Genomic DNA, 22084 nt, shown 5'->3' on the forward strand with positions numbered 1-22084 from the left:
CCCCCGGCCCTCGCCCCGTTCACCGTCGTGACGTCCACGCGCCCCGCCCCTCCTCCGTAGGTACCGCCGTGGTGCGCGCCCCCGTGAGGCGCGGGATTCCTCATGTGCCGCTGCTGACCGCCCCGTTGAGCTTGTCGAGGCCGCCGGTCCTGTCGAGCCCCTCGCGCGGGAGGGGCACGGAGCCGTCCGCGAGGCCGCTCACCGGCAGGTCGCTGATGCCGAGCTGCCGGGCCGCCGACAGGAGCCCGTCGAGCTGCGGGGAACCGGACGGCATCAGCTTCATGAGCAGCGCGGACACCGTGAGGTCGCGCACGCCGGACGCGGTCACCGAGCCGAGCACCCGCGTCAGGTCCTCGGTGAAGGAGGCCGAACCGTCCAGCCACGGCCCGGCGAGGGCCTGCGCCGTACGGGAGTTGTCGACGAACCCGTCGATGCTCCGGCCGAGCGACACGGACTGCACGAGCCGGTCGAAGAACACCGAGTCCCCGCCCACGATGTTGATGTCGGCGCTCTCCAGGCCCGTCGCGAGCACCGTGGCCTGCGCCTCGGCGACCTGCCGCTGCACGTCGAGGCCCGCGAGACGCACGTCCTTCTCCGCCTCCAGCCGCAGCCGGTACTCCTCGTGCTGACGCGAGGCGTCGTCCAGCGCGGCCATCGCGGCGGCCTTCTCGGTGAGCCCGGCCGCCTCCGCCTTCAGCTTCTCGCCGATCCCGGCGGCCTCGGCGAGGGCCGTCTCCCGCTTCCCCTCGGCCTGGGCGAGCGCCTTCTCGCGCGCCCCGGCGGCCTCGGCGCGCAGCCGCGCCTCCGTCGCCCGCGCCTCGGCGAGCCCGGACTTCTCGATCACCTCGGCCTCCTGCTCCCGCACCCGGACGGCGGCCAGGCCCTCGGCGGCGGCCTCCGCCCGGACACCCTCGGCGATCCGCACCTTGGCCTGCGCGTCGAGCGCGGCGGCCTTCTCGCGGGCCTCGGCGAGAGTGAGCTGCTCGGCGGCCCGGTGGATCGCGGACTGCTCGGCGGCCTCGGCGGCCTTGATGTCCTTGACCAGCTGTTCCTGCGCCTCGGCCTCGGCCGCGATGACGGTGGCCTGGCGCATCCGCTCGGCCTCCTCGACGGCGCGCAGCCGCTTGATGGACTCCTCCTGCTCGGCGACCGTACGGTCCACGGCGACGCGTTCCCGGATGACCTCGGCGATGTCGCGGCGCTCGGCCTCGACCTCCTTCTCGGCGGAGATCCGGCTCAGTTCCGTCTCCCGGTCCCGGCCGATGACCTCCAGCAGCCGGTCCTTCTCGATCCGCTCGGACTCGATCGCGATGACCCGCTCGCGGTTCTTCTGCGCGACGGCGATCTCCCGCGCCTGGTTCTCCCGCTGAACCCCCAGCTCCTCCTCGGTCCGCAGGAAGGCGCTCTGCGCACGCAGCCGTTCCTCCTCCACGACCCGGGCGGTCTCGGCGTCCTCCCGGGCCCGTACGGTCTCGATCTCCCGCTTCTGCCGGCTCTCCGCCTCGGCCTGCCTGCGCTCCAGTTCGAGGATCGCCTCGCGGGCGTCGACGTCCTGCCGGGTGATCTCCTTCTCCTCGGTGCGCTGGAACTCGTTGGTGCGCACGTGCTCGACGGAGGTCAGCTCGGTGATCTTGCGGATGCCCTGCGCGTCGAGGACGTTGGAGGCGTCGAGCTGGGTGAGCGGCGTCTGCTCCAGGTAGTCGATCGCCGCGTCCTCCAGGCTGTAGCCGTTGAGGTCGGTGCCGATGACCTGGATGATGCGGTCCCTGAACTCGTCGCGCATCGTGTAGAGATCGGTGAAGTCCAGCTGCTTGCCGACGGTCTTGAGCGCCTCGGAGAACTTCGCGTTGAACAGTTCCTGCAAGGTCGCCCGGTCACTGGCGCGGGCCGTGCCGATGGCCTGCGCGACCTTGACGACGTCCTCGACGGTCTTGTTGACCCGCACGAAGAACGAGATGCGGATGTCGGCGCGGATGTTGTCCCGGCAGATCAGCCCGTCCTGGCCGGTGCGCGAGATGTCGATGGTCTTCACCGAGATGTCCATGACCTCGGCCTTGTGCAGCACGGGCAGCACGACCTGACCGGTGAAGGTCACGTCGACCTTCCGCATCTTCGACACGATGAGCGCCCGCCCCTGCTCCACCTTCCGGAACAGGCGGCTGACCAGGAACAGCGCGGCGAAGGCGATGAGCAGAACGGCGACGACGGCGACACCGACGCCCCAGGTGACAGCATTCATGAACGACCCCCCGGTCGTGACGGACAAGTTGAGATGAGCCGCAGGCCGGACAACCCAGGCCGCGTGACGTGTAGGTGAGGGTGTGCGTCCGGGCGCACGTCACCCATGGACCGGGCCCGAGCGGGCGGACCGGACCAGGCTTCGCGCCTCCGGACGGTTCAGCGTTGAGGATCGGCGGCGGGATCGGCGGCCGGGTCGGGACAGGCGTCGAAGGGCGCGACCCAGAAGAACGCGCCGGCCTCGTCGTAGGCGTAGAGCAGCCCGGTGCTGCCCAGCCGCAGCGCGGCCCCCTCGTACTGCCGGACCTGGACGAGGGCCGTGGAACCGTCGGCGGCGGCCACCTCGGCCTGCCCGAACCGCTCGTCGACCCGCCCGGTACGGATCGTGCACGTGAGCCCCACGAAGTGCCGGAGCGAGGGCACGGGCGGCGGCGCGGGCACGTACCGCCGCCACAGCCGTACGAGCGGCAGCGCCACCCCCCAGGCGGCGACCGGCGCGCCGACGAGTACCAACACCCCACCCCCACCCCGCCGTTCCGGGCCGAGGGCCAGGGCGCCGAGCAGACACAGCAACCAGGTCAGCACCACGAGCACCGACCACGCGGGCACCACCGGCACCCCACCGAACCCGGGCAGCCCGCCGCCGACGCCCCCGTCGACGCCGTCGTGATCGACGGCACCGGACACCACCAGGGCCCAGAACCCGAGCACACACAGCAGAACGAGGGACCACACGATCACCGGAAACGAGAAGGAGACCGCGAGGAACTCCCGCATCCTCCCCACCCCCCTCACCCCACCCCCACCGGCCCCCACCGGCCCCGCAGAGGACCAACCCCCGTGCGGCACACCGATGTTCCCACCCTCCGCATCCCGCCCGCATTGCCGCTTCCCGGCAGAGTTCGGTGGACGGAGGGTGCCGGGTGGGGTGGGCGTGGAGGGACAGGATTTCCTGCCCCCGTCGGGTTACAGGGACCCGCGGCCACGGGTAGCCCTGTTACGACGCGCGGGGCGTCCGCCTGACGGTGGCTCTCGCAGTGGACGGGCACCAGGGGAGTAGCGCCGGATGAACCGTACGCGGGTGTACGCCGAACTGCCGGTGCCGGGCGGGGTGGTGGGGGAGGGGTGTGGTGGGCCGGTCCTGCTGCCCCGCCCCCTGGCCGGTGTGGCGCTCGACTGTGCGCTGCGGGGGGTCTACGAGGGGCCGTTCGCCGCTCCGAGGGGAGTGCCGGTGCTGCATCCCAACGGGTTCGTCAAGCTGCCCGTCGCCGTGCTGCCCGGCACGGCCGGACGTCTGTTCCTCCACGTGTGGCTCCGGGACGGCGAGGACTCGCACATCCACAACCACCGGTGGGACTTCACGTCCACGGTGTTGCGCGGCACGCTCCACAACACTCTGGTGGACGTCGGCCCGGGCGGTGACGGCCCCCGGCTGCGGACCGTGCGGCACAGTCCCGAGGCGGGCGGCTTCCGGTTCGACGGCCACGGCGCATCGTGGGTGCGCGTCACCAGCCTGCGTACGGTGGCTCTGCCGGAGGGGGCCGAGTACGCGATGGAGGCCCGTACCCTGCACCGCGTACGGGCCGAAGGCGGCAGTATGACCTTGGTGACACGCGGCATCCCCCGGCGGTCCTGGTCGGACGTCCTGCTCGACAGACCGGTCGAGGACGGCCCCCGCCGTATGCGCCCCGTCGGTACCGCGGAACGTGAGCACTACCTACGACTGGCACTGGAGTCCTTGGCGTGAAGCGAAGCCCATGGCTGAGGCCCCTGCGGGCGACGGGCGGGCGGGAGCCCGGCGGCGGCAGCGGAGGCGGGAGAGGGGCGCCCGCCGCCCCCTCCGGGCAGCCGAACGCGACGAGCGATCCGGCGGCGGTGCGGCGCAGGGAGGTCGTGCTCGTCTTCGGGGTGCGGATGCGCGGCACCTGGCCGCCGCGCGGCTACGAGCCGGGGCCGCTCCCCCTGCTCTGGCGGCGGCCGCAGAACCCGGTGTGGTCCACCACGGCGAGCAGGATCAAGTACACCCACGCCGGTCTGGCCCCGCTCCTGTGGGACGAGTCCGTCCGGTGGCATCGGACGATCACCCACCAGGACGGGGAGCCGCCGGAGCGCTTGCGGCCGGCCCCTTCCGGCCTGCTGCTGGACGCGATCGAACTGGTCTCGCTCAACGCGCACGCTCGTTCGAGCCTGCGGGCGATGAGGGCCCGGCCCCCGGCGAACGCGGTCGCGGTGTTCCACGGGAACATGCCGGCCCACGCCGCTCCCGCGGACATGATCCGCCTCCTGCGCGACTGTGTCGACCTCGATCCCGAGCACGCGGACGGTGCCCACCGGAGGTGGGCGGACGAGATGCTGCCGCCGGGATGGGGGGTGGCCCGTGACGTACGCGAGGCCGTGTACCTGTGCCTTGTCACCTCGACCACCGGGCTCCCCCCGTTGAACGCGGCGTCGGCCCGCCGAGGTCTGGACGTCGTCGACCAGTGGCTGCTGCACCTGTACGAGGCCAGCGAGAAGCCAGGCGACCGGGACATCGCGTCGAGACGGATCTCGCTGGCGGGCGGGCTGCGGGCCGTTCTCGGCCGTCGTGGTCTGGTCGCGGTCGGGACGGAGAACGACGTCCCCAGGTCCGGGCACGAGGAGTCCTACTACGAAGCGTCCAGCTTCTTCCAGCGCACCCTGTACACGGACGCCCTGGTCATGGCGCAACTCCAGGACATACTGCTCGACGCGCTCGACGGGGAGGTGGAGCTGGCCGCGAGAACGGAGCCGGACCTGCGCAGGATCTTCCGGCTCGAACGGGACCTGCTCATCTTCCGCAGGAGCTACCTGGGGGTGAGATTCGGGCCCGGGGACAAGTCCGGAGTGATCCTGCGGGCCTGGCAGACGCGGTCGGACACCCAGGCGAAGGTCCAGAGCCTCAAAGAGGATCTCGCCGAGCTGTCCCGTCAGGTGCAGACCTCCGAGACCGAGACCACCAACGCCATTCTCGGGCTGATCGCCGCGATCGGTCTGCCTCTCGCGACCGGGCTGGCCATCTGGGCCGGGCTTCCCGACGCCGGGGCCACCTCCCTGTGGTGGACGCTGCTGCCGGTCCTCGTCACCGTCCTGGTCCTGATCGCCGCCGTGCCGGGCCTGCGCCGTCTGACCCTCGACGCCTTCAAGCGGCGCCGGCGGCAGGACTGAGGTGACGCCCCGCCACGCCCCCGGCTTCCCGCCCGGCTGCCCCGACAGCGGTGACGTCCTCCAGGAACTCACGGCCGGCGGCCGGCCGTTCGAGATCACCCTCGCCGTCGTCACCAGCGCCCTGCGGGCCGGGGTCGAGGCGGCGGGGGACCACGAGCGGGGGCTGGAGACGGTGCGGGCGAGCCTCGCCCGGACCGGTACGGCCTGCGGTCCGGCCTGGTCGCCCTCGTACTACGGAAAGGACTTGGTGCTGGTCCGCCGCGGCCGGCACGACCCGGAGCGGCTGCCCGTGCCGTCCACCGGCGCCGGCGGGGTCCGGCACGGCTGGGCCTGGGAACGGTGCGTCCTTCCCGGCGGGGCGGACGCGGGCTTCGCCGTGCTCCTGCGCGCCTGCTACGTCGTCTCGATGGCCGCCCGGCTGCGCAGGGACGAACCGGGACTGCCCGCCCGGGCCGGGAAGGCGCTCGCCACCGTGCCGGGGCGGCTCGGCACACGGCGGACCGCCTCCCTGCTGGCCGGGGTGCTGGTGAGGCCGTACGGCGCCCTGACGGCGGCACCGGACGAGGACCCGCGGATGCCGGGGGTGCCCGCCGCGGACGGCTGGCCCGCACGGGCCGCGTCGGCCGGTCCGGGGGACTGGCTGGTCATGACGGACGTGCACGACATCGAATGGGGCACCGTGCGGGCCGAGGGCAGCGGGGAGCGGCTCACGGCGGGGAACGCCGAACAGTTGCTGGGCCTGGCCGCCGAATGGCACGCGGGCCGCGCCCCGTCCGAGGTGTTCGGGGCCGCCTACCGGAAGCGCCAAGAGCGGGAGCGCGCACTCGTCGATCACCTCGGAGAACTCGCGCGGGGCGTGGGGAACCACGGCGTGCTGTACGGCACCTTCGGCGACGGGCTGAGCGGAGTGGTGTCCGAGCCCTCGGCGCTGTGTCACGCGGTGACACGGGCCAACGGTACGAGCGCCGGACAGCTCGTCAGCGGCGCGGGGCTCGCGGCCCTCGGCGTGGACGGCCTCGACGCGGCGCGGCGTCGCGCCGCGTTCGCACTGCACGTGACCAAGACCCTCAAGGGGACGGACCATCCCGCGGGCGGGGTGCACGTGTTCGGTCAACCGCTCACCGAACCGGCCGCCGGGACGGCGCTCGGTTTCCTGGAGCGGTTGCGTACTGCCGGGGCCGGCGTACCCGGGGCGCACCACCTCGACCACGCCCGCCGCCACCGCACCGACTGGTCGCGTCATCTCCCCGTCGCGTACCGGCCGCGTGCCGCCGCGCTGCTGGGAGGGCAGGACTGAGGAGGAAGGGGTGCCCGCGCGGTCAGTGCGGTGACCAGGTCCAGGCCGCCGGGTCCCACACCGCGTCGGCCTCCGTCCCCCGGCCGGCGGGGTGGCGGGCCAGGACCGGTTCCCAGAAGGCTTCCGCGCTGCGCGCGGCCTCGGGCAGCCGGCCGTAGGGGAGCCGGTGCCGGAACATCGCCGAGTCCCAGAAGTCCAGCCACTCGGGGGGAGGTTCGGACAGTTCGGGCCACGGCCTTCCCACCACCTCCAGTTCGGCGGCGACCTCCGTCCGCAGGGACGCGAGCCGCAGCCGGGGAGCCCGGTCGGAGGAGGCGCAGAGGACGAAGTCGAGGAGATCCGTCCAGCGCGTCCCGATACGGCCACCCGAGCGGCGCAGTGTGTAGCGCAGCAGCTTCTGCGCCAGGCAACGGCCGAACGTGGCAGCCGGGACTCCGGTCGCACTCGGGCCACCGGGAAAGAACAGCGGGCCGGTACGGGCGTCCGCCGCTGTCGTTCCCCGGGGGACGAGGGCGAGGTTGAGGAGGACCTCGACGGAAAGCCCCGGGGCCTCGACACGGGCGAGGGAGCGGTGGACGGGAGGCCGGTCCGCACGGTGGAAGGCCATCGGTTCGGCTCTCAGGATTCGCACCCGCGTCCGCGGTGTCCTGGCCGGCAGTTCGCCCGCCTTCAGCAGCGGGCCCGCCGCCTCCGTCTCCACGGCGAGGTCCACGTCCTCAGGCAGCCGCGCGCCAGGCCCCGACCAGGCGAGCAACGCCGCTGAGCCCTTGAGGTACCAGGTGCCCGGCGCGAGAGCCTCGCGCACGGCCGTCAGGAGGGCGCCCGCACTGTGGAGCGTGTGCTGTTCCGGGGTCGTCAGCAGGCGTTCGTCATGGGGGTGCCAGGCGCGGAAGGGGGCGGGTGGGGGCATCGGGTCCTCGGGGCGGTCCGGTCGGGAGTCTCACAGCAAGGTGGCGGCCTGCGGCGGCCGGTCCGTGACGGACGCCCCGCCACGTATCCAGTCCCGTGTCCGCGGGCCCGGATCGCGGACCGCGTCAGGTCCGTACCCCGTGACGGCGGCGCGTTCCGCCAGGTCGCGCAGGGGCGCCACGGAGGAAGCGCACCACCTGTCCAGGGCGGACAGGGGCACCAGCCGCGCGAAGTGGGGGTGGCGGGCCGCGAGGACCAGCAGCCTGCCGCAACGGAAGGGCGCCTCCCGCGTCGGCCCCCGTCCCGTCGCCCACCGCAGGAGCGCGGTGAACGTGCCGGGCGCCTGCGCCGTCGTGGCGGCCCGGTCGAGGTGGAGCGCCGCTCGTGGCAGCAGGGCGGGATGTCGCCGCACGAGGCCGGGCAGGGCCGCGGAGATCTCCGGGGCCGGTGCCGCACGCGGAAGGGCGTAGCGGTACCGCCGTACGTCGTCGTGGCGCACGGCCAGCCGCCAGACCTCGCCCGGTGGTCCGGCGACGTTCGCGGCGACGCCCGCCAGGACGGCGGCCGGGGGAAGAAGCGCCGTCTTGCGGGGCGAGAGCCGCAGGCCCGCACGCCCCAGTTCCGCCGCCACCGCCTCCCGGATCCGGGCCCCCTCCTCGGGGTCCCGCACGGCGATGTGCCATCCGTCGCTCCAGCGGGCCCAGCGGTCTCCCACGTGCTGGGCCACCACCTCGTCCAGGGGGGTGAGCAGGGCTGAGCCCAGCCGCGTGGACCAGCTCCCGGCGTGCAACAGGCACTGCCCGGTGCGCCGCCGCACGACCCGGAGGGCGCTGCCCAGTTCCTCCGTCATCCAGGGGGCCGCGAGCAGCGTGTCGAGCCGGACGCCCGGGCCGAAGTTCTCGATGTCCAGGTGCTGTATCCAGGGGCTCTCGCCGTCCGAGGCCAGAGCGGTGAGGCTTTCCGAGCGGTCTCGGTAGGCGCTCCGGTAGTCCCAGTCGGTGTGGGTGCCGTTGTGGGCGCCGGGTTGGAACGCGTGCCCGCGCAGGGCGCGTTCGACCAGGACGTGCAGTCCGGCGTACACGTCAGCGGGCAGGAGCGGCACGGTGCGGACGCGTTCGCCCACGGGCACCGTGAGCCAGTGCAGGGGCGCGTTCGCGATCAGCGGGGGGACGTCCGAGGGGGAGCGGAGGAAGGCGCCTTCGGACAGCCGGCCGAGGAGACCGGAGTCGGCGAAGGCGTCCGGCAGCCAACTGGTGCGCAGGCTCCGCGCGAACGACGGCTGACAGGCCCGGGTGTCCTCGGTCCAGCGGGAGGGCATGGAGCCATGATGACATCGGGTGAGGTCTCCTGTCCGTAGAGTTGCCGCAAAGCGACTGCGAAGGAAGGGACTTGGCATGGAGCGGGCGGCGGGGGACGGCGGGACGCGCGAGGCCGGTGCCTTCTCGGCCCGGGAGGCCGCCGACAGGCTGATCGCCAAGACGCCCTCGCACGGCGGCGGTTCGGTCTGCCTGCTGACGGCACACTCGCTGGACACGGCGGCCGTAGGCGAGCGCCTGTGGGACCTCCTGGCCTCGGAGGCCGTCAGGCGCGAGATGGACGTGGTCGCGGGAGCCCCGGGCCGCGGGGCGCTGCTCTTCCGCTGGATCTGCGGACTGCACGACTTCGGGAAGGCCACGCCGCTCTTCCAGGCCTGGTTCCCGGAATACACCCGGCACGTCGCGGCGGCCGGGCTGAAGTTCGATCCGCGCTTCTCCGAGCGGGGCAAGGCGTTCCCGCACGAACGGGCCGGCGCACGCCTCTTGCGTGAGGCGCTGGAGAAGGCCAAGTGGCCCAAGAAGCACCAGAGGTGGCTGTGGCCGCTGATCGCGGGGCATCACGGGGACATTCCGGGGCCCAACGGCTTGGAGGTAGGGCAGGCGCGCTACCGGCTGCTCGGCGGCGCTCGCTGGGATCAGGTGCGCGAGGTCCTGCTGGAGCGGATCAGCGCGGAGGTCGGCTTCCCGGACTGGCGGGAGCGGCCCCCGGTCCACGTGCCCGCACGGACCACTCAACTCGTCCTGAGCGGGCTGCTGAAACTCGCCGACTGGCTGAGCAGCGGACTGGAAGGTGTCGACGACCCCGGGCGGGTGAGTTACGCGGCCTCCCACGAGCGGGCGATCGGGGCCTGCGCGGACATCGCTCCGGCCGAGGGCTGGGCGGCGCGGCTGCACGAGCCCGGCGACGCCGCGCTCGACGCGCGTCACGGTGCGCGATGGCGGCACACCGCCCTCCCCGGCGCCGTCCTCGACGTGGCCCGCCGTGTTCCCTCGGGCGGCCTGCTGATCGTCGAGTCCCACCAGGAAGCCCTGGAAGCCGGCCTGGTCGCAGCGGAGATCATGGCCGCCCGCTCCCGGACCGCGGGCGTCTTCGTGGGAGTCCCCGAGTGGTCGGCGCACCACGACGTGTTCCAGAAGGTCCGTGCCTGGCTGGGGCAGGTCGACGCCGGATATCCCGAACGGGCCGTCCTCCTGCACGAACTGCGCTCCCTGGACCCCGAATGGAACGCGGCCAAATATCCGGGCAGCGCGACGCTCCGGCGTGTCCTGGTGGAGGAATGCCCCGGTGAACCAGGCCTGCCTGACAAGGCGTTCGCCGAAGCGGGCGAGGGCGAGAAGCTGCTCGTGGACTGGTTCCACGGTCATGCGCGCGGGCTGCTGGCCCCGTTCGTCGTGGCGCCCACGTACCAGGCGCTCGCCGCCGCCGTACGCAGCCAGTTCGTCATGGTCCGGATGGCGGGGCTCCTCGGGAAGGTCGTGCTGCTCGACATCGCCGACTTCTTCGACGCCCGCACCCGCGTCTACCTGTTGGAGGCGCTGCGCTGGCTGGGGCAGGCGCGGGTGCCGGTGGTCCTGCTCGCCCCCGCCCTGTCCGAGGAGGGCCGGGGCCGGCTGCTCGACGCCTGGGTGGGGGGAGCGCTCGGTGACGAGGCGTACCGGGGTCCGGCGCCCACCGCCGCCACGCCCGCCCACCCCCGGGTGACCGGCGCCTGGGTCGCGGACGGCGTTGCCAGGACGGCGGTACGCGGGGTGGCGTCGGACGCCGGTTCACACGTCCGGGTGGAGTTGGCCCCGGAGAGCGCCGCCTCACTCGCAGGGGACCCCGCGGCCCGGCGCCGCGCCGACGGTGAGGTGGCGCGGTACGTCGCGGAGCGCCTGGGCCCCGGGCGGAGCGCCCTGATCGTGCGCAACGACGCTGGCCGGGCCCAGACGCTGCTGCCCGTCCTGCGCGAGGCGCTCGGCGCGCAGGACACCGTCGTCCTCCTGCACACCCGGCTGGCCGCGGGACCACAGGCGGTGCGGGCGCGCGAGGTGCTCGCGCGATTGTCCCCGCACGCGGTGACGGAGGGCTCCGGCCGGTACGTGGTGATCGCCGACACCCTCGTGGAGCGGGCCTTTCCCGCTCGGGTGGATCTGCTCGTGAGCGATCTGGCGCCCGTCGAGTCGCTGCTCTCCCGGCTGGGTCTCCTGCGTCCCGGCGCTCCCCCGGAAGGCGACGGGACGCCCGGGTCCCGCGTCCTGCTGAGCGGGTTCGCCACCGCGTCCGACCCGGCCGCGGCTGAACGGGAGCAGGTCGCGGAGTTTCCCGAGGAAGCCGTGCGTGCGTACGGACGGCACCGGCTGGTGGCCACCGTCGCGCTGGCCGAGGAGGCCGCGACGGGCGGCGGCTGGCACCTTCCCCGTGATGTCGCGACCCTTGTCTCCCGGGTGCAGGGCACGGCTGACGGTCTGCCCCCGGCATGGCGGCGCCAGGCCGCGCGGACACGCGAGGAGGACCGCGGACGGGTGGCCTCGGCGGAGGCACGCGCGGCACAGCACACGCTTGCCAGGCGCGGGGAACACGGCGCCGCTGATCTCGCGGGGCTCTCCTACCTGTCGGCCTTTCACCAGGAGGGAGACCTTCCGGCTCTTCTGCGGGGCGAGGGCCTGCCCGTGGAGACGCTCGCCGTCGTCCGGGACGACGAGGGGTACAGGTCCCTGCTCGGGCACCGGCTCGCCCCGGACGGCTCCGCGAAGGACCTCTCGGACGCCGTCGTGGAGGCGATCCGCTGCGGATCCGTACGCCTGCCGCCGAGTTGCTGGCAGTCCGGCGAACTCCTCGACCCGTTGCCCGCCTGGAACGTGCCCTACTGGAAGGGCGGCGACCGCCGCCTGAGCCGGAGCCGGGCCCTGGTCCTCGGCGAGGATCTGCGTACTCGTCTGGGCGGCCGTTCGCTGCGTTACGACCACGAACTCGGCCTCGTCGACGAGGGGCCCGCCACGCCGTGAACTCTCTGGGGCGCCCGTGAGGGGAATCGCGGAAGTGGCTGCGGGGAACTCCAAGCTGTGGCAGCCTGATCACGCAACGCGCACGGATCACCGGGGGGCCGGGTGTACAACCTGCTGGACGAGGAGTGGCAGCCCGCACTCGTCACCACTGACACGCGTACGGAACGGGCCGGGCTCCTCCGTCTCCTCACCGAAGCCCATGCATACAGCGACCTGGTGGTGGAGACGCCCACGCAACGCCCGGCGCTCTACCGTCAATTGCTGCTCCCCTTCATGCTCGACGCGTTGCGGGACGAGTTCCCGGGCGACGTCGAGGGCTGGGCGGCCCTCTTTCGCCGCGGACGGTTCACCAAGAAGCAGACCGGGCTGCTGCTGAGCTACGGCGACAAGCACCGCCACCGCTTCGATCTCCTCGACCCCCACCGGCCCTTCGCCCAAGTCCCCGGCCTGCGTACGGAGAAGGGCGAGACCAAGTCGGCCACCGCCCTGGTGGCCACGGCCGCCCAGGGCAACAACGTCCCGCTCTTCTCCTCCCGGACGGACGGCGACGAACTGCGCCTCGACCCCGGGGCGGCGGCCCGCTGGCTGCTGCACACGCACTGCTGGGACACCGGGGCGATCAAGACGGGCGTGGTCGGGGACGACAAGGCCAGGCACGGGAAGACGACCGGGAACCCCGTGGGCCCCCTCGGCAGTCTCGGAGTCGTCATGCCCCGGGGCACCACGCTCTTCGAGACCCTCCTGCTGAACGTCCCCTTAGCCAAAAGGATGTTGCCCGAGGACGCTCCCCAATGGCGTCGCGAGGATGTGACGGGCCTGCCGTGCGCGACCCCCGCCTGGCGGGAGCGGCCGCCGACCGGTCTGCTCGACCTGTGGACCTGGCAGTCCCGGCGCGTTCTGCTGCTGCCCGAACAGGGCCCCGAAGGTTCCTGGCACGTGCGCCGGGTGGTTGTGGCGGGCGGTGACCGCCTGGAGCTGACCCCCGACGACGAACCGCACACCGCGTGGGTCGTCGACTCGCCCACCACAGCGCACCAGCGCCGCAAGGCGCCGCTGGTCGAGGGCGGTGGAGCAGGCGCGGAGCCTCCCGCCAGGCGGCCTCTGCGGCACGTCACGGGACGAGCGGGCTGGCGCGGGCTCAACGCGTTGCTCGCCTTCGCGCACGCCCCCGAGGTCCCGGACAGGAAATCCAGGCGACGCCACGAGACCACCCAGCTGCTCGTGTCCCTCGCCGGGGTCCGCGACGAACTCGACCCGGAGTACCCGCTCCGTCTCGACCTCACCGGCGTCACCTACGGCAAGAAGCTCGGCAACGTCGAGGACTCCTTCCACGACGAGATCCCCCTCCCGCTCGCCGCGCTCCGTTACGACGGGCCGGTACGCGCCGCCCTCCTCGAAGCGGTGCTCCACGCCGAGGAGCTGGCCGACGCGGTCAACCGGCTCGACGGGAATCTGCGGCGCGCCGCCGGAGCCGACCCGGTGCCACCGCTCGCCTGGCAGCAGCCCGGCGAACGGCTGCTGGCCCTGCTCAGCCCGCTCGTCCTGGCCCTGCTGCGCGATCTGCGGCACGTCGACGAGGACGAGGAGGCCTGCGACACGCGGCTGACACGCTGGGAGGAGTCCGCGCGGTGGGCGGCCTGGCAGGTCGCCGAGGAACTCCTGCGCTGGAACGCCCCCGGGATCGTCAGTGGACGCCGCGTCCGCACAAAGGACGGCGGTGAGCAGGTCTACCGGCTGAGCAGCGCCGAGGACTCCTTCCGCCGGGCCCTCGGCGGCATCCTGCGCCGGCTGCCCCGGTCAACCGCAGCAGCCGGTACCTGAACTGAGCCACCGGCTCCCCCATGCCCGTATCCCTGTCCGACGGACCCTTCGCGCACGGAAGGCCGCACGTGAGCCACACAGCACCGGAACCCACCGACGCCCCGCAGGAGCCGGACGAGGGCGCCGAGGACCAACACCGCCCGACCCGCTTCTGGTACCGCTACCGGGAGGGGGACGGCTGGCGCCGTGACATGCCCGGAGGGCCGCCCGGGGAGGAACTGGCCGCCCTGCGGGCCGGACTCGGCCGGCCGGCCGCCTCCGTCCCGGCGATGTGGCCGTACTACACGAGCCCCACGGACGGAAAGGTGACGCGCGCACTGGAGGCGGAGCACGGGGCGCTGGCGCTCTACGGGCTCCACCAGCAGAGCCAGTCCCTCCCCATGCACCGCCGGGGGCGCCCCCTCGGCCGCGCCCTGCACGCCCTGCGCCTGGCCGACCGGTTCAGCTCCGACGCGCTCGACCGGCGGGTCGCCGCCACCGTCGAGTCGGAGGGGCTGCCCGCCCTGCTCTACCGGCTGCGCATGCTCGTCCCCAATCTGCGGGCTGCCGCCGTCCCGCTCGACTACGACCGGCTCTGGCGCGACCTGAACGACTGGCAGACGGCCGAAAGTCGCCAACAAGTGCGGCGCAGATGGGGACTTGAGTACTACGTCTGGGGCCCCCAGAACGCCGAGAACCAGGAGAAGAGGGCGGGGAGCGAAAGCGGGCAGCCGCCGGGCCAGGGGCCCGCCTGAGCCGGTACTCCAGATCCGCGCCGGGGGTTCACCAGCCCGCGCGACAGCGCTCCGTCCCTCGCGCGCCCGGCGTTCGTCGCCCGTCCGAAGAGCACCTCTTCCCTCGCCGGACCCGTCGTCGTCCCTCGACCGTCCCGAAGAACGCACAGGAGGCCGTCTCATGCCCCCCGCCCCGCTCACCCCGCAGGTCCCGCGCGCCTACGTCGACGTGCACATCATCCAGACCGTGCCCCCCGCCAACATGAACCGTGACGACCAGGGAAACCCCAAGGACGCCGTTTTCGGGGGCGTGCGCCGCTCCCGGGTCTCCTCGCAGGCGTGGAAGCGGGCCACCCGGCTGCACCATGCCGAGAGCCGGCCCGTCGAGGACCACGCGACCCGGACGCGGGCCGTCGCCGCCGCCCTCGCCGAGCGGCTGCGCGTCCTGCCCGGTGTACCGGACGAGGAGTCCGCCGCGCGGCTGGCGACGGCGCTGCTCGCCCCACTCGGCATCAAGGCGGGGAAGAAGGAGGGCGACACGGCCTATCTGTTCTTCTACGGGCAGCGGCAGCTCGACCGGCTCGTCGCCCTGATCGCGGAACGAGTCCCCGAACTGCTCGCGCTCGGCGACAAGGCGCTGACGGAGACGGTCGCGGGGCTCGGCGTGCAAGAGGTCTTCCGCACCGGGCACCCGCTCGACGTCGCGCTCTTCGGCCGCATGGTGGCGGATCTCGCGTCGCTGCGCGTGGACGCCGCCACCCAGGTGGCCCACGCCCTGTCCACCCACGCCGTGGACCTGGAGTTCGACTACTTCACCGCCGTGGACGACGAGACGCACCGCAAGAACGAGACCGGGGCCGGGATGATCGGCCACATCGGCTTCAACTCGGCAACCCTCTACCGCTACGCGACGGTGGGCCTGCATCAGCTGCGGCACAACCTCTCCCTGGGCCGGGAGGAGGGTGCCGCTTGGCCCGCCACGATCGCGGGAGTGCGCGATTTCGTGACCTCCTTCGCCCGGTCCGTACCCGCCGGATACGGCAACTCCTTCGCGCACCGGACGCTGCCGAGTCTGGTCGCCGTCGTCGTGCGCACCGACCAGCCGGTCAACCTCGTCTCCGCCTTCGAGGCCCCGGTCGTCTCCGGGGAGCAGAGCATCGCCGCCACCTCCGCGGCCCGTCTCGCGGACGAACACGCGAAGGTCGCCGGGCTGTGGGGCGAACCGGCACCGTACGAGGGAGTGGTCCACGCCTTCGACCCGGACGACGCGGCCGGGAAGGCCGTAGAGAAGGCGTTCGGTCCGGGGCAGTCCTTCCGGGCACTGCTCGCCGGACTGGAGGCACACCTGGAGAGCGCCTACCGGACGGGGGCCGTATGAGCGCCACCACGGGGGTGGACACCGGTACCGTCCCCACCACGGGGGCGGGCACTGGGGCCGTCCTGCTGCTCAGGCTCGCCGGACCACTCCAGTCCTGGGGCGTCAAGGGCGCGTTCAACCGCAGGGAGACGCAGCCCGAGCCCACGAAGTCCGGCGTGATCGGGCTCCTCGCCGCCGCCCGTGGACTCGCGCGCACCGATCCCCTCGGCGACCTGGCCCGGCTGCGGCTCGGGGTCCGCGTCGACGTCCCCGGGGTCCCCCTGCGCGACTACCACACGGTCAGCGACTACCGCGGGCTCCCGCTCCCGCAGAGCGGCGTCAGCGGCAAGGGGACGCAACGGCCGACCTCTCCCGCGAAGTACACCCACGTCACCTCGCGCCACTACCTCCAGGACGCCGTCTTCGTGGTCGCGCTCGAAGGGACGGAGGAGACTCTCGCGCAGGTCGAACGGGAGTTGCGCGCGCCGGCCTTCCCGCTCGCCCTCGGACGCCGCTCCTGTCCTCCCACTCAGCCCCTCGTGCTCGGCCCGCACCCCGGCGGGATGGAACTGGTGCTGCGTACGCACCCGTGGCAGCCGTCCGTCGCGGCTCGCAGGCGCGAGGAGCGCCGCCGTCGCGCCGGGCGGGAAGGTCCCTGGACTGTCCCTTGCCCGGTCACGCTGGAGACCGCGGACGGTGAGGACACCCTGCATGACGTCCCGGTCTCCTTCGACCCGCTCAACCGTGCGTTCACCATCCGCCGCGTGCGACGCGACCTCTTCGACGTCCCGGCGCAGCCGCCGTCGTCCCTCTCCGGGGACGCCGCGTCGACGCCACCGGACGAGCCCCACGACCCCTTCGCCCTCCTGGACGGGTGACCCGTGCCCTACCTTTCCCGTATCCGCATCAACCCGCTGCGTACCGAGAGCCGCAAGCTCCTCGCCAGCCCCCACGTCCTGCACGGCGCCGTACAGGGCGGACTGCCCGGCCCACCCGGCGCCGAGCGCCTGTTGTGGCGGCTCGACGCGGACGACCCGTACCGCCCGCACGTGTACGTCCTCAGCCGATCCCGGCCCGACTGGGCGCATCTCGTGGAGTACGCCGGCTGGCCGGGCGCCGACGGCGAGCACGCCGCGGTACGGGATTACGAACCGCTGCTGAAACGGCTCGTCGAAGGCCAGGAGTACGCTTTCCGGCTGACCGCCAACCCCGTGCGCCACACCACGGACCCGGAGCGGCTGACCCCGGCCCAGGCCAAGAAGCTGGCCGAAGCCCCGGAAGGCGAACTGGTCCGGGGCTTCCGCGTCGCCCACCGCACCGCGCAGGCCCAGCTCGACTGGTTCCTCGGGCACGCCGGGCGCTGGGGCTTCACCGTGGCCGGCTCCCGCACCGATCCGGCCGCGCCGGGGCTCGCCGGACCCCCGCGGGACGAGCGGCCCGCGGCCCGTGGCACGCAGGCCGCCGGCCCGCAGGAGGTGCGCATCACGGACCGGCGACGGCACTCCTTCACCAAGGGCTCCAAGGGCGGGAAGGGGCGCAGGGTCACCTTCAACAGCGCGACCTTCGAAGGCAGACTGCGTGTCGCCGACGTCCCGCTCTTCTCCACCACCCTGCTGGCCGGAGTCGGACCGGCCAAGGCGTACGGCTGCGGACTGCTGACCGTGGCACCGCTGCGGGCGGAGTGACGAACGGGCGCACGGGGGGCGGAGCCGGGGCCTGGTCCGGTCCGGGGCGTGGGAGGCGGTCGCCGGCGGCCCCCGCCCCCGCCCCGCCCTGTGGCACGCTGGACGAGTGACGACCCTGGAGGACCTCGTCCGGCTGCGCCGGGCGCGTGACCTGATGGACCGCGAGTACGCCCGGCCGCTCGACGTACCGGCGCTGGCCCGGGTCGCCCACATGTCGGCGGGCCACTTCTCCCGCAGTTTCCGGGCGGCTTTCGGGGAGACGCCGTACAGCTACCTCATGACGCGCCGCGTCGAGCGGGCCAAGGCCCTGTTGCGGCAGGGCGGCATGTCGGTGACGGAGGTCTGCTTCGCGGTGGGCTGCACCTCGCTGGGCTCGTTCAGCTCGCGGTTCACCGAACTGGTCGGCGAGAGCCCGAGCGCGTACCGGGCCCGGGGCCACCAGGAGGGCGCCGCCGTCCCCGCCTGCCTCGCGAAGATCCACACGCGACCGGTCAGGAACGGAGAAGCGAAACAGGAGCCCCGCCCGTAGCGTGGACCGTGGGCGAGCTGGGGGAGAGCCGCGGGCCGAGCAGCGCCGCACGGCCCGCCCCCCCCGGCACCACAGGCACCACAGGCACCACAGGGACCACGCGGGAACACGGGGAGACACCGAAGCATGGCGAAGAGCACGCGGAGCACGGACCCGGGCACACCGTCGACCACCGCACGGCGCGCCGCCGACGGACAGGCGCCGCACGCCGCCGAGGGCCGGGCGCCGCACGCCGCCGACAGCCACGAGCTGATCCGCGTGCACGGAGCGCGCGTGCACAACCTCAAGGACGTCGGCGTCGAGATCCCCAAGCGCCGCCTGACGGTGTTCACCGGGGTGTCCGGTTCCGGGAAGAGCTCCCTGGTGTTCGGCACGATCGCCGCGGAGTCGCAGCGGCTGATCAACGACACGTACAGCGCCTTCGTCCAGGGCTTCATGCCGACGCTCGCGCGGCCCGAGGTCGACGTGCTCGAAGGGCTGACCACGGCGATCCTCGTCGACCAGCGCCGGATGGGGTCCGACCCGCGCTCCACGGTCGGCACCGCCACCGACGCCCACGCGATGCTGCGCATCCTGTTCAGCCGCCTCGGGAAGCCGCACATCGGCGGGCCCGCCGCGTACGCCTTCAACGTCCCCTCGGTACGGGCCAGCGGGGCGATCACCGTGGAGCGCGGCGCCCGGAAGGCCGTGAAGACGGACTTCCACCGCACCGGCGGCATGTGCCCGCGCTGCGAAGGCCGCGGCACCGTCTCCGACATCGACCTCACCCAGCTGTACGACGACTCCAAGTCGATCGCCGAGGGCGCGTTCACCATCCCGGGCTGGAAGTCCGACAGCTTCTGGACCGTCCGCGTGTACGCCGAGTCCGGCTTCCTCGACCCCGGCAAGCCGATCCGCGACTACACCCGGAAGGAGATGCGGGACTTCCTGCACCACGAACCGGTCAAGGTCAAGGTCGAGGGCGTCAACCTCACGTACGAGGGGCTGATCCCGAAGATCCAGAAGTCCTTCCTCGCGAAGGACCGGGAGTCGCTGCAACCCCACATCCGGGCCTTCGTCGACCGCGCGGTCACCTTCACCACGTGCCCCGAGTGCGAGGGCACCCGGCTCAGTGAGGGCGCCAGGTCCTCGCGGATCGGCGAACTGAGCATCGCGGACGTGTGCGCGATGCAGGTCAGCGACCTCGCCGACTGGATCGCGGGCCTCGACGAGCCCTCGGTGGCCCCGCTGCTGACCGCGCTGCGCCAGACCCTGGACTCCTTCGTGGAGATCGGCCTCGGCTACCTCGCGCTGGACCGGCCCGCGGGCACGCTGTCGGGCGGCGAGGCACAGCGCGTCAAGATGGTCCGCCACCTCGGCTCCGCGCTCACCGACGTCACGTACGTCTTCGACGAGCCCACCGCCGGACTGCACCCGCACGACGTCCGGCGCATGAACGAACTGCTGCTGCGCCTGCGCGACAAGGGCAACACGGTGCTGGTCGTGGAACACGAACCGGAGACGATCGCGATCGCCGACCACGTCGTGGACCTCGGCCCCGGCGCCGGACCGGCGGGCGGCACCGTGTGCTTCGAGGGGACGGCCGACGGGCTGCGGGCCGCGGACACCGTCACCGGCCGCCACCTCGACGACCGCGCGTCCCTCAAGAAGACGGTGCGCGAGCCCACCGGCACGCTGGAGATCCGCGGCGCGCGCACGAACAACCTGCGCGGGGTCGACGTGGACATCCCGCTCGGCACGCTCGTCGTCGTCACCGGGGTGGCCGGCTCCGGCAAGAGCTCCCTCGTGCAGGGCTCCCTGGTCGGCAGCCCGGGGGCGGCCGAGTGCGGAGTGGTGTCGGTCGACCAGAGCCCGGTCCGCGGCTCGCGGCGCAGCAACCCCGCGACGTACACCGGTCTGCTCGACCCGGTCCGCAAGGCGTTCGCGAAGGCCAACGGCGTGAAGCCCGCGCTGTTCAGCGCCAACTCCGAGGGCGCGTGCCCCGGTTGTCACGGCACCGGCGTCCTCTACACGGAGCTGGCGACGATGGCCCCGGTCGCCACCACCTGCGAGGAGTGCGAGGGGAAACGCTTCCAGGCGGCGGTACTCGAATACCACCTCGGCGGGCGCGACATCAGCGAGGTGCTCGCGATGACGGTGGACGAGGCGGCCGCCTTCTTCGGCCCCGGCGAGACCCACACCCCGGCCGCCCGCCGCGTCCTCGACCACCTCGCCGACGTCGGCCTCGGCCACCTGAGCCTGGGCCGGCCCCTCACCACCCTGTCCGGCGGCGAACGCCAGCGCCTGAAGCTGGCCACCCACCTCGCGGCCAAGAGCGGCGACCACCCCGTCTACGTCCTGGACGAACCGACCACCGGCCTCCACCTCGCCGACGTCGCACAACTCCTCGCCCTCCTCGACCGCCTCGTCGACTCCGGCAAGTCGGTCGTCGTCGTCGAACACCACCAGGCCGTCATGGCCCACGCCGACTGGATCATCGACCTCGGCCCCGGCGCCGGCCACGAAGGCGGCCGCCTCGTCTTCGCGGGCACCCCGGCCGAACTGGTGGCGGGCCGAGGGACGGTCACGGGGGAGTATCTGGCGCGGTACGTGGGGGGATGAGGGGTGCTCGTCGCGGCTGCGTCTCAGGGGCCACCGCCCCGGCCCGGTGACCAGTCGTCCTGATCGGGGGATTCCTGAGCCGACTGCGCTACTTCATCGAGGGCCTCCCGGGCTGCGGCAAGAAAGGCCGCGCGCTGAGCGAGGAAATCCAGGCCGGCCGCATGCACGGCGAGGCCCTGCTCCGTGAGGCCGTCGGACGAGGCCGAGTGAGCCTCCGCACAGTCCCGAACGTGCTGGACCAGGGCCGAGAACTGCACGATCAGCTGGAGTGTCAACTCGGCAACCAAGGCTGGCCCTTCGAGGACGACCACGAGCCCGGCGGCCTCCGCTTCCTTGTACCTCCGCCGGATCTCCGCGACCCGCTCTTCGTCGACCGGTGAGGGGCGTGGCTGAGCCTCCAACGCGCGAAAGAACGCCTGGTTGCTCCGGTCCGCGGCCCCGAGGGATTCGAGAAAGGACAGGTAGGCGATCTGCCGGCGCTCCCGGCGCCAGCGCTGATGTTCCACCAGGGCCTCGTGGGCCTGCACCCGACGCCGTTCCCTCTCCTGAAGCCTCTGCTGACGCTCCAGTGCGGCTTCTCCGCGGCGTGCGGACCGGGCTGCGACCAAGGCGGTCAGGGCCCCGCCCAAGATGGTGCCCAGCACCCCCACCACTGACACGGCGACCGCGGTCATGTCGGCTCCTCCCGCCACAGGGCCCCGACCCGGGACCAGGAATCCGCGGCAGCCTTGGGGACGGACAACTCAGCGTTCATCCGAGGCCCGCCCGAGACATGCAGGGCGTGAGCTACCTGGCAGGTGGCGGAGCGGCCTCCTGCCCGGGGTCCCCGAACGGCGCTGCGGACGGACGCGGAGTAACGCTCTCGGAGGTGTTCGAGGGGCTCGCCTCGCCCGCCCCGCCGCCGCCCAGCAGAAGCAGCGCGAGGAGCAGGAGCAGCAGCCCTCCGGCTCCCCCGGCCGCTTCCTTCCCACTGATCCGCCGGTGGTGAGGACGGACGTAGGCGCCGTTGCGGTAATGGCCCCTGACACGCGTGGTCGCAGCAGACGGGACGGGTGTCGGCCCGGGCATGGTGGTGCCGGCGCGACGGGAGGCGCCCGTCCGAGTCGGCGAGACGCTGCCCGTGGAACTACTGGACCGGCGATGGTGGGGGCGGACATAGGTGCCGTCGCTGCGGTAGTGCCCGCGGACGTATGACATGGAGGATTCCTCGGACGAGTCGGACGCACGGGACAAGCGGTCGCTGTCAGGGCGCATGCAACGTTACAGCCCATCACCGACAGAGCACGTCCAACTGGGCATGTACGAGGCTGCGTTGGATGCGATCGCATACTCGGCTCGGGAAGTCCCCGGCTTCCCGGCCAGGTAGCTCGTGCGCGCGCCATGTGCGGTCCACCACGCGTCTGATGGGCGACAGCTGTCCCTTCGGCCGACAGCGGAGGCCGACCAT

16 protein-coding genes are annotated in these 22084 nt (G+C 73.0%); 11 read left to right on the forward strand and 5 right to left on the reverse strand.

Going from position 1 to position 22084, the window contains the following annotated elements:
* Positions 1–100 precede the first annotated feature (100 nt).
* Both AB0J21_RS10395 and AB0J21_RS10400 read right to left on the reverse strand, forming a co-directional pair.
* Complete coding sequence (locus tag AB0J21_RS10395; protein ID WP_363145438.1) at positions 101–2239, reverse strand: flotillin family protein; 2139 nt, start codon at positions 2237–2239, stop codon at positions 101–103.
* A gap of 158 nt (positions 2240–2397) precedes the next feature.
* On the reverse strand, positions 2398–3015 hold the full coding sequence (locus AB0J21_RS10400) for a hypothetical protein (protein ID WP_363145440.1): 618 nt from the start codon (positions 3013–3015) through the stop codon (positions 2398–2400).
* A gap of 289 nt (positions 3016–3304) precedes the next feature.
* On the opposite strand from AB0J21_RS10400, the gene AB0J21_RS10405 reads away from it, so the two are divergent.
* From AB0J21_RS10405 to AB0J21_RS10415, 3 genes are read left to right on the forward strand one after another with little or no spacing between them, the layout of a single operon-like run.
* Complete coding sequence (locus AB0J21_RS10405) at positions 3305–3985, forward strand: hypothetical protein (RefSeq protein WP_363145441.1); 681 nt, start codon at positions 3305–3307, stop codon at positions 3983–3985.
* On the forward strand, positions 3982–5421 hold the full coding sequence (locus AB0J21_RS10410) for a hypothetical protein (protein WP_363145442.1): 1440 nt from the start codon (positions 3982–3984) through the stop codon (positions 5419–5421). Before AB0J21_RS10405 ends, AB0J21_RS10410 begins: the two co-directional genes overlap by 4 nt.
* 1 nt (position 5422) lies before the next feature.
* The gene (locus AB0J21_RS10415; RefSeq protein WP_363145443.1) at positions 5423–6718 is read left to right on the forward strand and encodes a hypothetical protein; all 1296 of its coding nucleotides are present in this window, start codon (positions 5423–5425) and stop codon (positions 6716–6718) included.
* Between the two features lie 22 nt (positions 6719–6740).
* On the opposite strand, the gene AB0J21_RS10420 is transcribed toward AB0J21_RS10415, so the two are convergent.
* Together AB0J21_RS10420 and AB0J21_RS10425 are read right to left on the reverse strand one after the other, a co-directional pair.
* Complete coding sequence (locus AB0J21_RS10420) at positions 6741–7628, reverse strand: nucleotidyl transferase AbiEii/AbiGii toxin family protein (protein WP_363145444.1); 888 nt, start codon at positions 7626–7628, stop codon at positions 6741–6743.
* A 30-nt stretch (positions 7629–7658) separates the two neighbouring features.
* Positions 7659–8945 carry a hypothetical protein gene (locus AB0J21_RS10425; protein ID WP_363145445.1) on the reverse strand — a complete coding sequence of 429 codons (1287 nt, stop codon included), beginning with the start codon at positions 8943–8945 and terminating at the stop codon, positions 7659–7661.
* Between the two features lie 76 nt (positions 8946–9021).
* Between AB0J21_RS10425 and AB0J21_RS10430 the strand changes: the two genes are divergently transcribed.
* From AB0J21_RS10430 to AB0J21_RS10465, 8 genes are all read left to right on the forward strand, one after another.
* Positions 9022–11931 (forward strand): CRISPR-associated endonuclease Cas3'', encoded by a 2910-nt coding sequence (locus AB0J21_RS10430; RefSeq protein WP_363145446.1) that lies wholly within the window; start codon positions 9022–9024, stop codon positions 11929–11931.
* 102 nt (positions 11932–12033) lie between these two features.
* Complete coding sequence (gene casA / locus AB0J21_RS10435) at positions 12034–13752, forward strand: type I-E CRISPR-associated protein Cse1/CasA (RefSeq protein ID WP_363145447.1); 1719 nt, start codon at positions 12034–12036, stop codon at positions 13750–13752.
* Positions 13753–13820: 68 nt separating this feature from the next.
* The gene (gene casB, locus AB0J21_RS10440) at positions 13821–14486 is read left to right on the forward strand and encodes a type I-E CRISPR-associated protein Cse2/CasB (protein WP_363145448.1); all 666 of its coding nucleotides are present in this window, start codon (positions 13821–13823) and stop codon (positions 14484–14486) included.
* 160 nt (positions 14487–14646) lie between these two features.
* The gene (cas7e, locus tag AB0J21_RS10445; RefSeq protein ID WP_363145449.1) at positions 14647–15843 is read left to right on the forward strand and encodes a type I-E CRISPR-associated protein Cas7/Cse4/CasC; all 1197 of its coding nucleotides are present in this window, start codon (positions 14647–14649) and stop codon (positions 15841–15843) included.
* Positions 15840–16700, forward strand: coding sequence for a type I-E CRISPR-associated protein Cas5/CasD (cas5e, locus tag AB0J21_RS10450; protein WP_363145450.1), 861 nt, complete (start codon positions 15840–15842; stop codon positions 16698–16700). Before cas7e ends, cas5e begins: the two co-directional genes overlap by 4 nt.
* Before the next feature lie 3 nt (positions 16701–16703).
* Positions 16704–17507 carry a type I-E CRISPR-associated protein Cas6/Cse3/CasE gene (gene cas6e, locus AB0J21_RS10455; RefSeq protein ID WP_363145451.1) on the forward strand — a complete coding sequence of 268 codons (804 nt, stop codon included), beginning with the start codon at positions 16704–16706 and terminating at the stop codon, positions 17505–17507.
* A gap of 106 nt (positions 17508–17613) precedes the next feature.
* Positions 17614–18036, forward strand: coding sequence for a helix-turn-helix transcriptional regulator (locus AB0J21_RS10460; RefSeq protein ID WP_363145452.1), 423 nt, complete (start codon positions 17614–17616; stop codon positions 18034–18036).
* 126 nt (positions 18037–18162) lie between these two features.
* Positions 18163–20637 (forward strand): excinuclease ABC subunit UvrA, encoded by a 2475-nt coding sequence (locus tag AB0J21_RS10465; RefSeq protein WP_363145453.1) that lies wholly within the window; start codon positions 18163–18165, stop codon positions 20635–20637.
* A gap of 23 nt (positions 20638–20660) precedes the next feature.
* Here AB0J21_RS10465 and AB0J21_RS10470 read toward each other — a convergent pair whose 3' ends face one another.
* Positions 20661–21311: a hypothetical protein gene (locus tag AB0J21_RS10470; protein WP_363145454.1), complete on the reverse strand. Its 651-nt coding sequence runs from the start codon at positions 21309–21311 to the stop codon at positions 20661–20663.
* Between the last annotated feature and the right edge of the window lie 773 nt (positions 21312–22084).

The organism is Streptomyces sp. NPDC049954 (assembly GCF_040656295.1).
Classification (GTDB): domain Bacteria; phylum Actinomycetota; class Actinomycetes; order Streptomycetales; family Streptomycetaceae; genus Streptomyces.

What these genes read in the sequence shown, in the direction of transcription:
- AB0J21_RS10470 (WP_363145454.1), bottom strand. Translation starts at nt 21,311, where the DNA reads ATGACCGCGGTCGCCGTGTCAGTGGTGGGGGTGCTGGGCACCATCTTG.
- AB0J21_RS10430 (WP_363145446.1), top strand. Translation starts at nt 9,022, where the DNA reads ATGGAGCGGGCGGCGGGGGACGGCGGGACGCGCGAGGCCGGTGCCTTC.
- AB0J21_RS10465 (WP_363145453.1), top strand. Translation starts at nt 18,163, where the DNA reads ATGGCGAAGAGCACGCGGAGCACGGACCCGGGCACACCGTCGACCACC.
- cas7e (WP_363145449.1), top strand. Translation starts at nt 14,647, where the DNA reads ATGCCCCCCGCCCCGCTCACCCCGCAGGTCCCGCGCGCCTACGTCGAC.
- AB0J21_RS10395 (WP_363145438.1), bottom strand. Translation starts at nt 2,239, where the DNA reads ATGAATGCTGTCACCTGGGGCGTCGGTGTCGCCGTCGTCGCCGTTCTG.
- AB0J21_RS10420 (WP_363145444.1), bottom strand. Translation starts at nt 7,628, where the DNA reads ATGCCCCCACCCGCCCCCTTCCGCGCCTGGCACCCCCATGACGAACGC.
- AB0J21_RS10405 (WP_363145441.1), top strand. Translation starts at nt 3,305, where the DNA reads ATGAACCGTACGCGGGTGTACGCCGAACTGCCGGTGCCGGGCGGGGTG.
- AB0J21_RS10400 (WP_363145440.1), bottom strand. Translation starts at nt 3,015, where the DNA reads ATGCGGGAGTTCCTCGCGGTCTCCTTCTCGTTTCCGGTGATCGTGTGG.
- AB0J21_RS10425 (WP_363145445.1), bottom strand. Translation starts at nt 8,945, where the DNA reads ATGCCCTCCCGCTGGACCGAGGACACCCGGGCCTGTCAGCCGTCGTTC.
- cas5e (WP_363145450.1), top strand. Translation starts at nt 15,840, where the DNA reads ATGAGCGCCACCACGGGGGTGGACACCGGTACCGTCCCCACCACGGGG.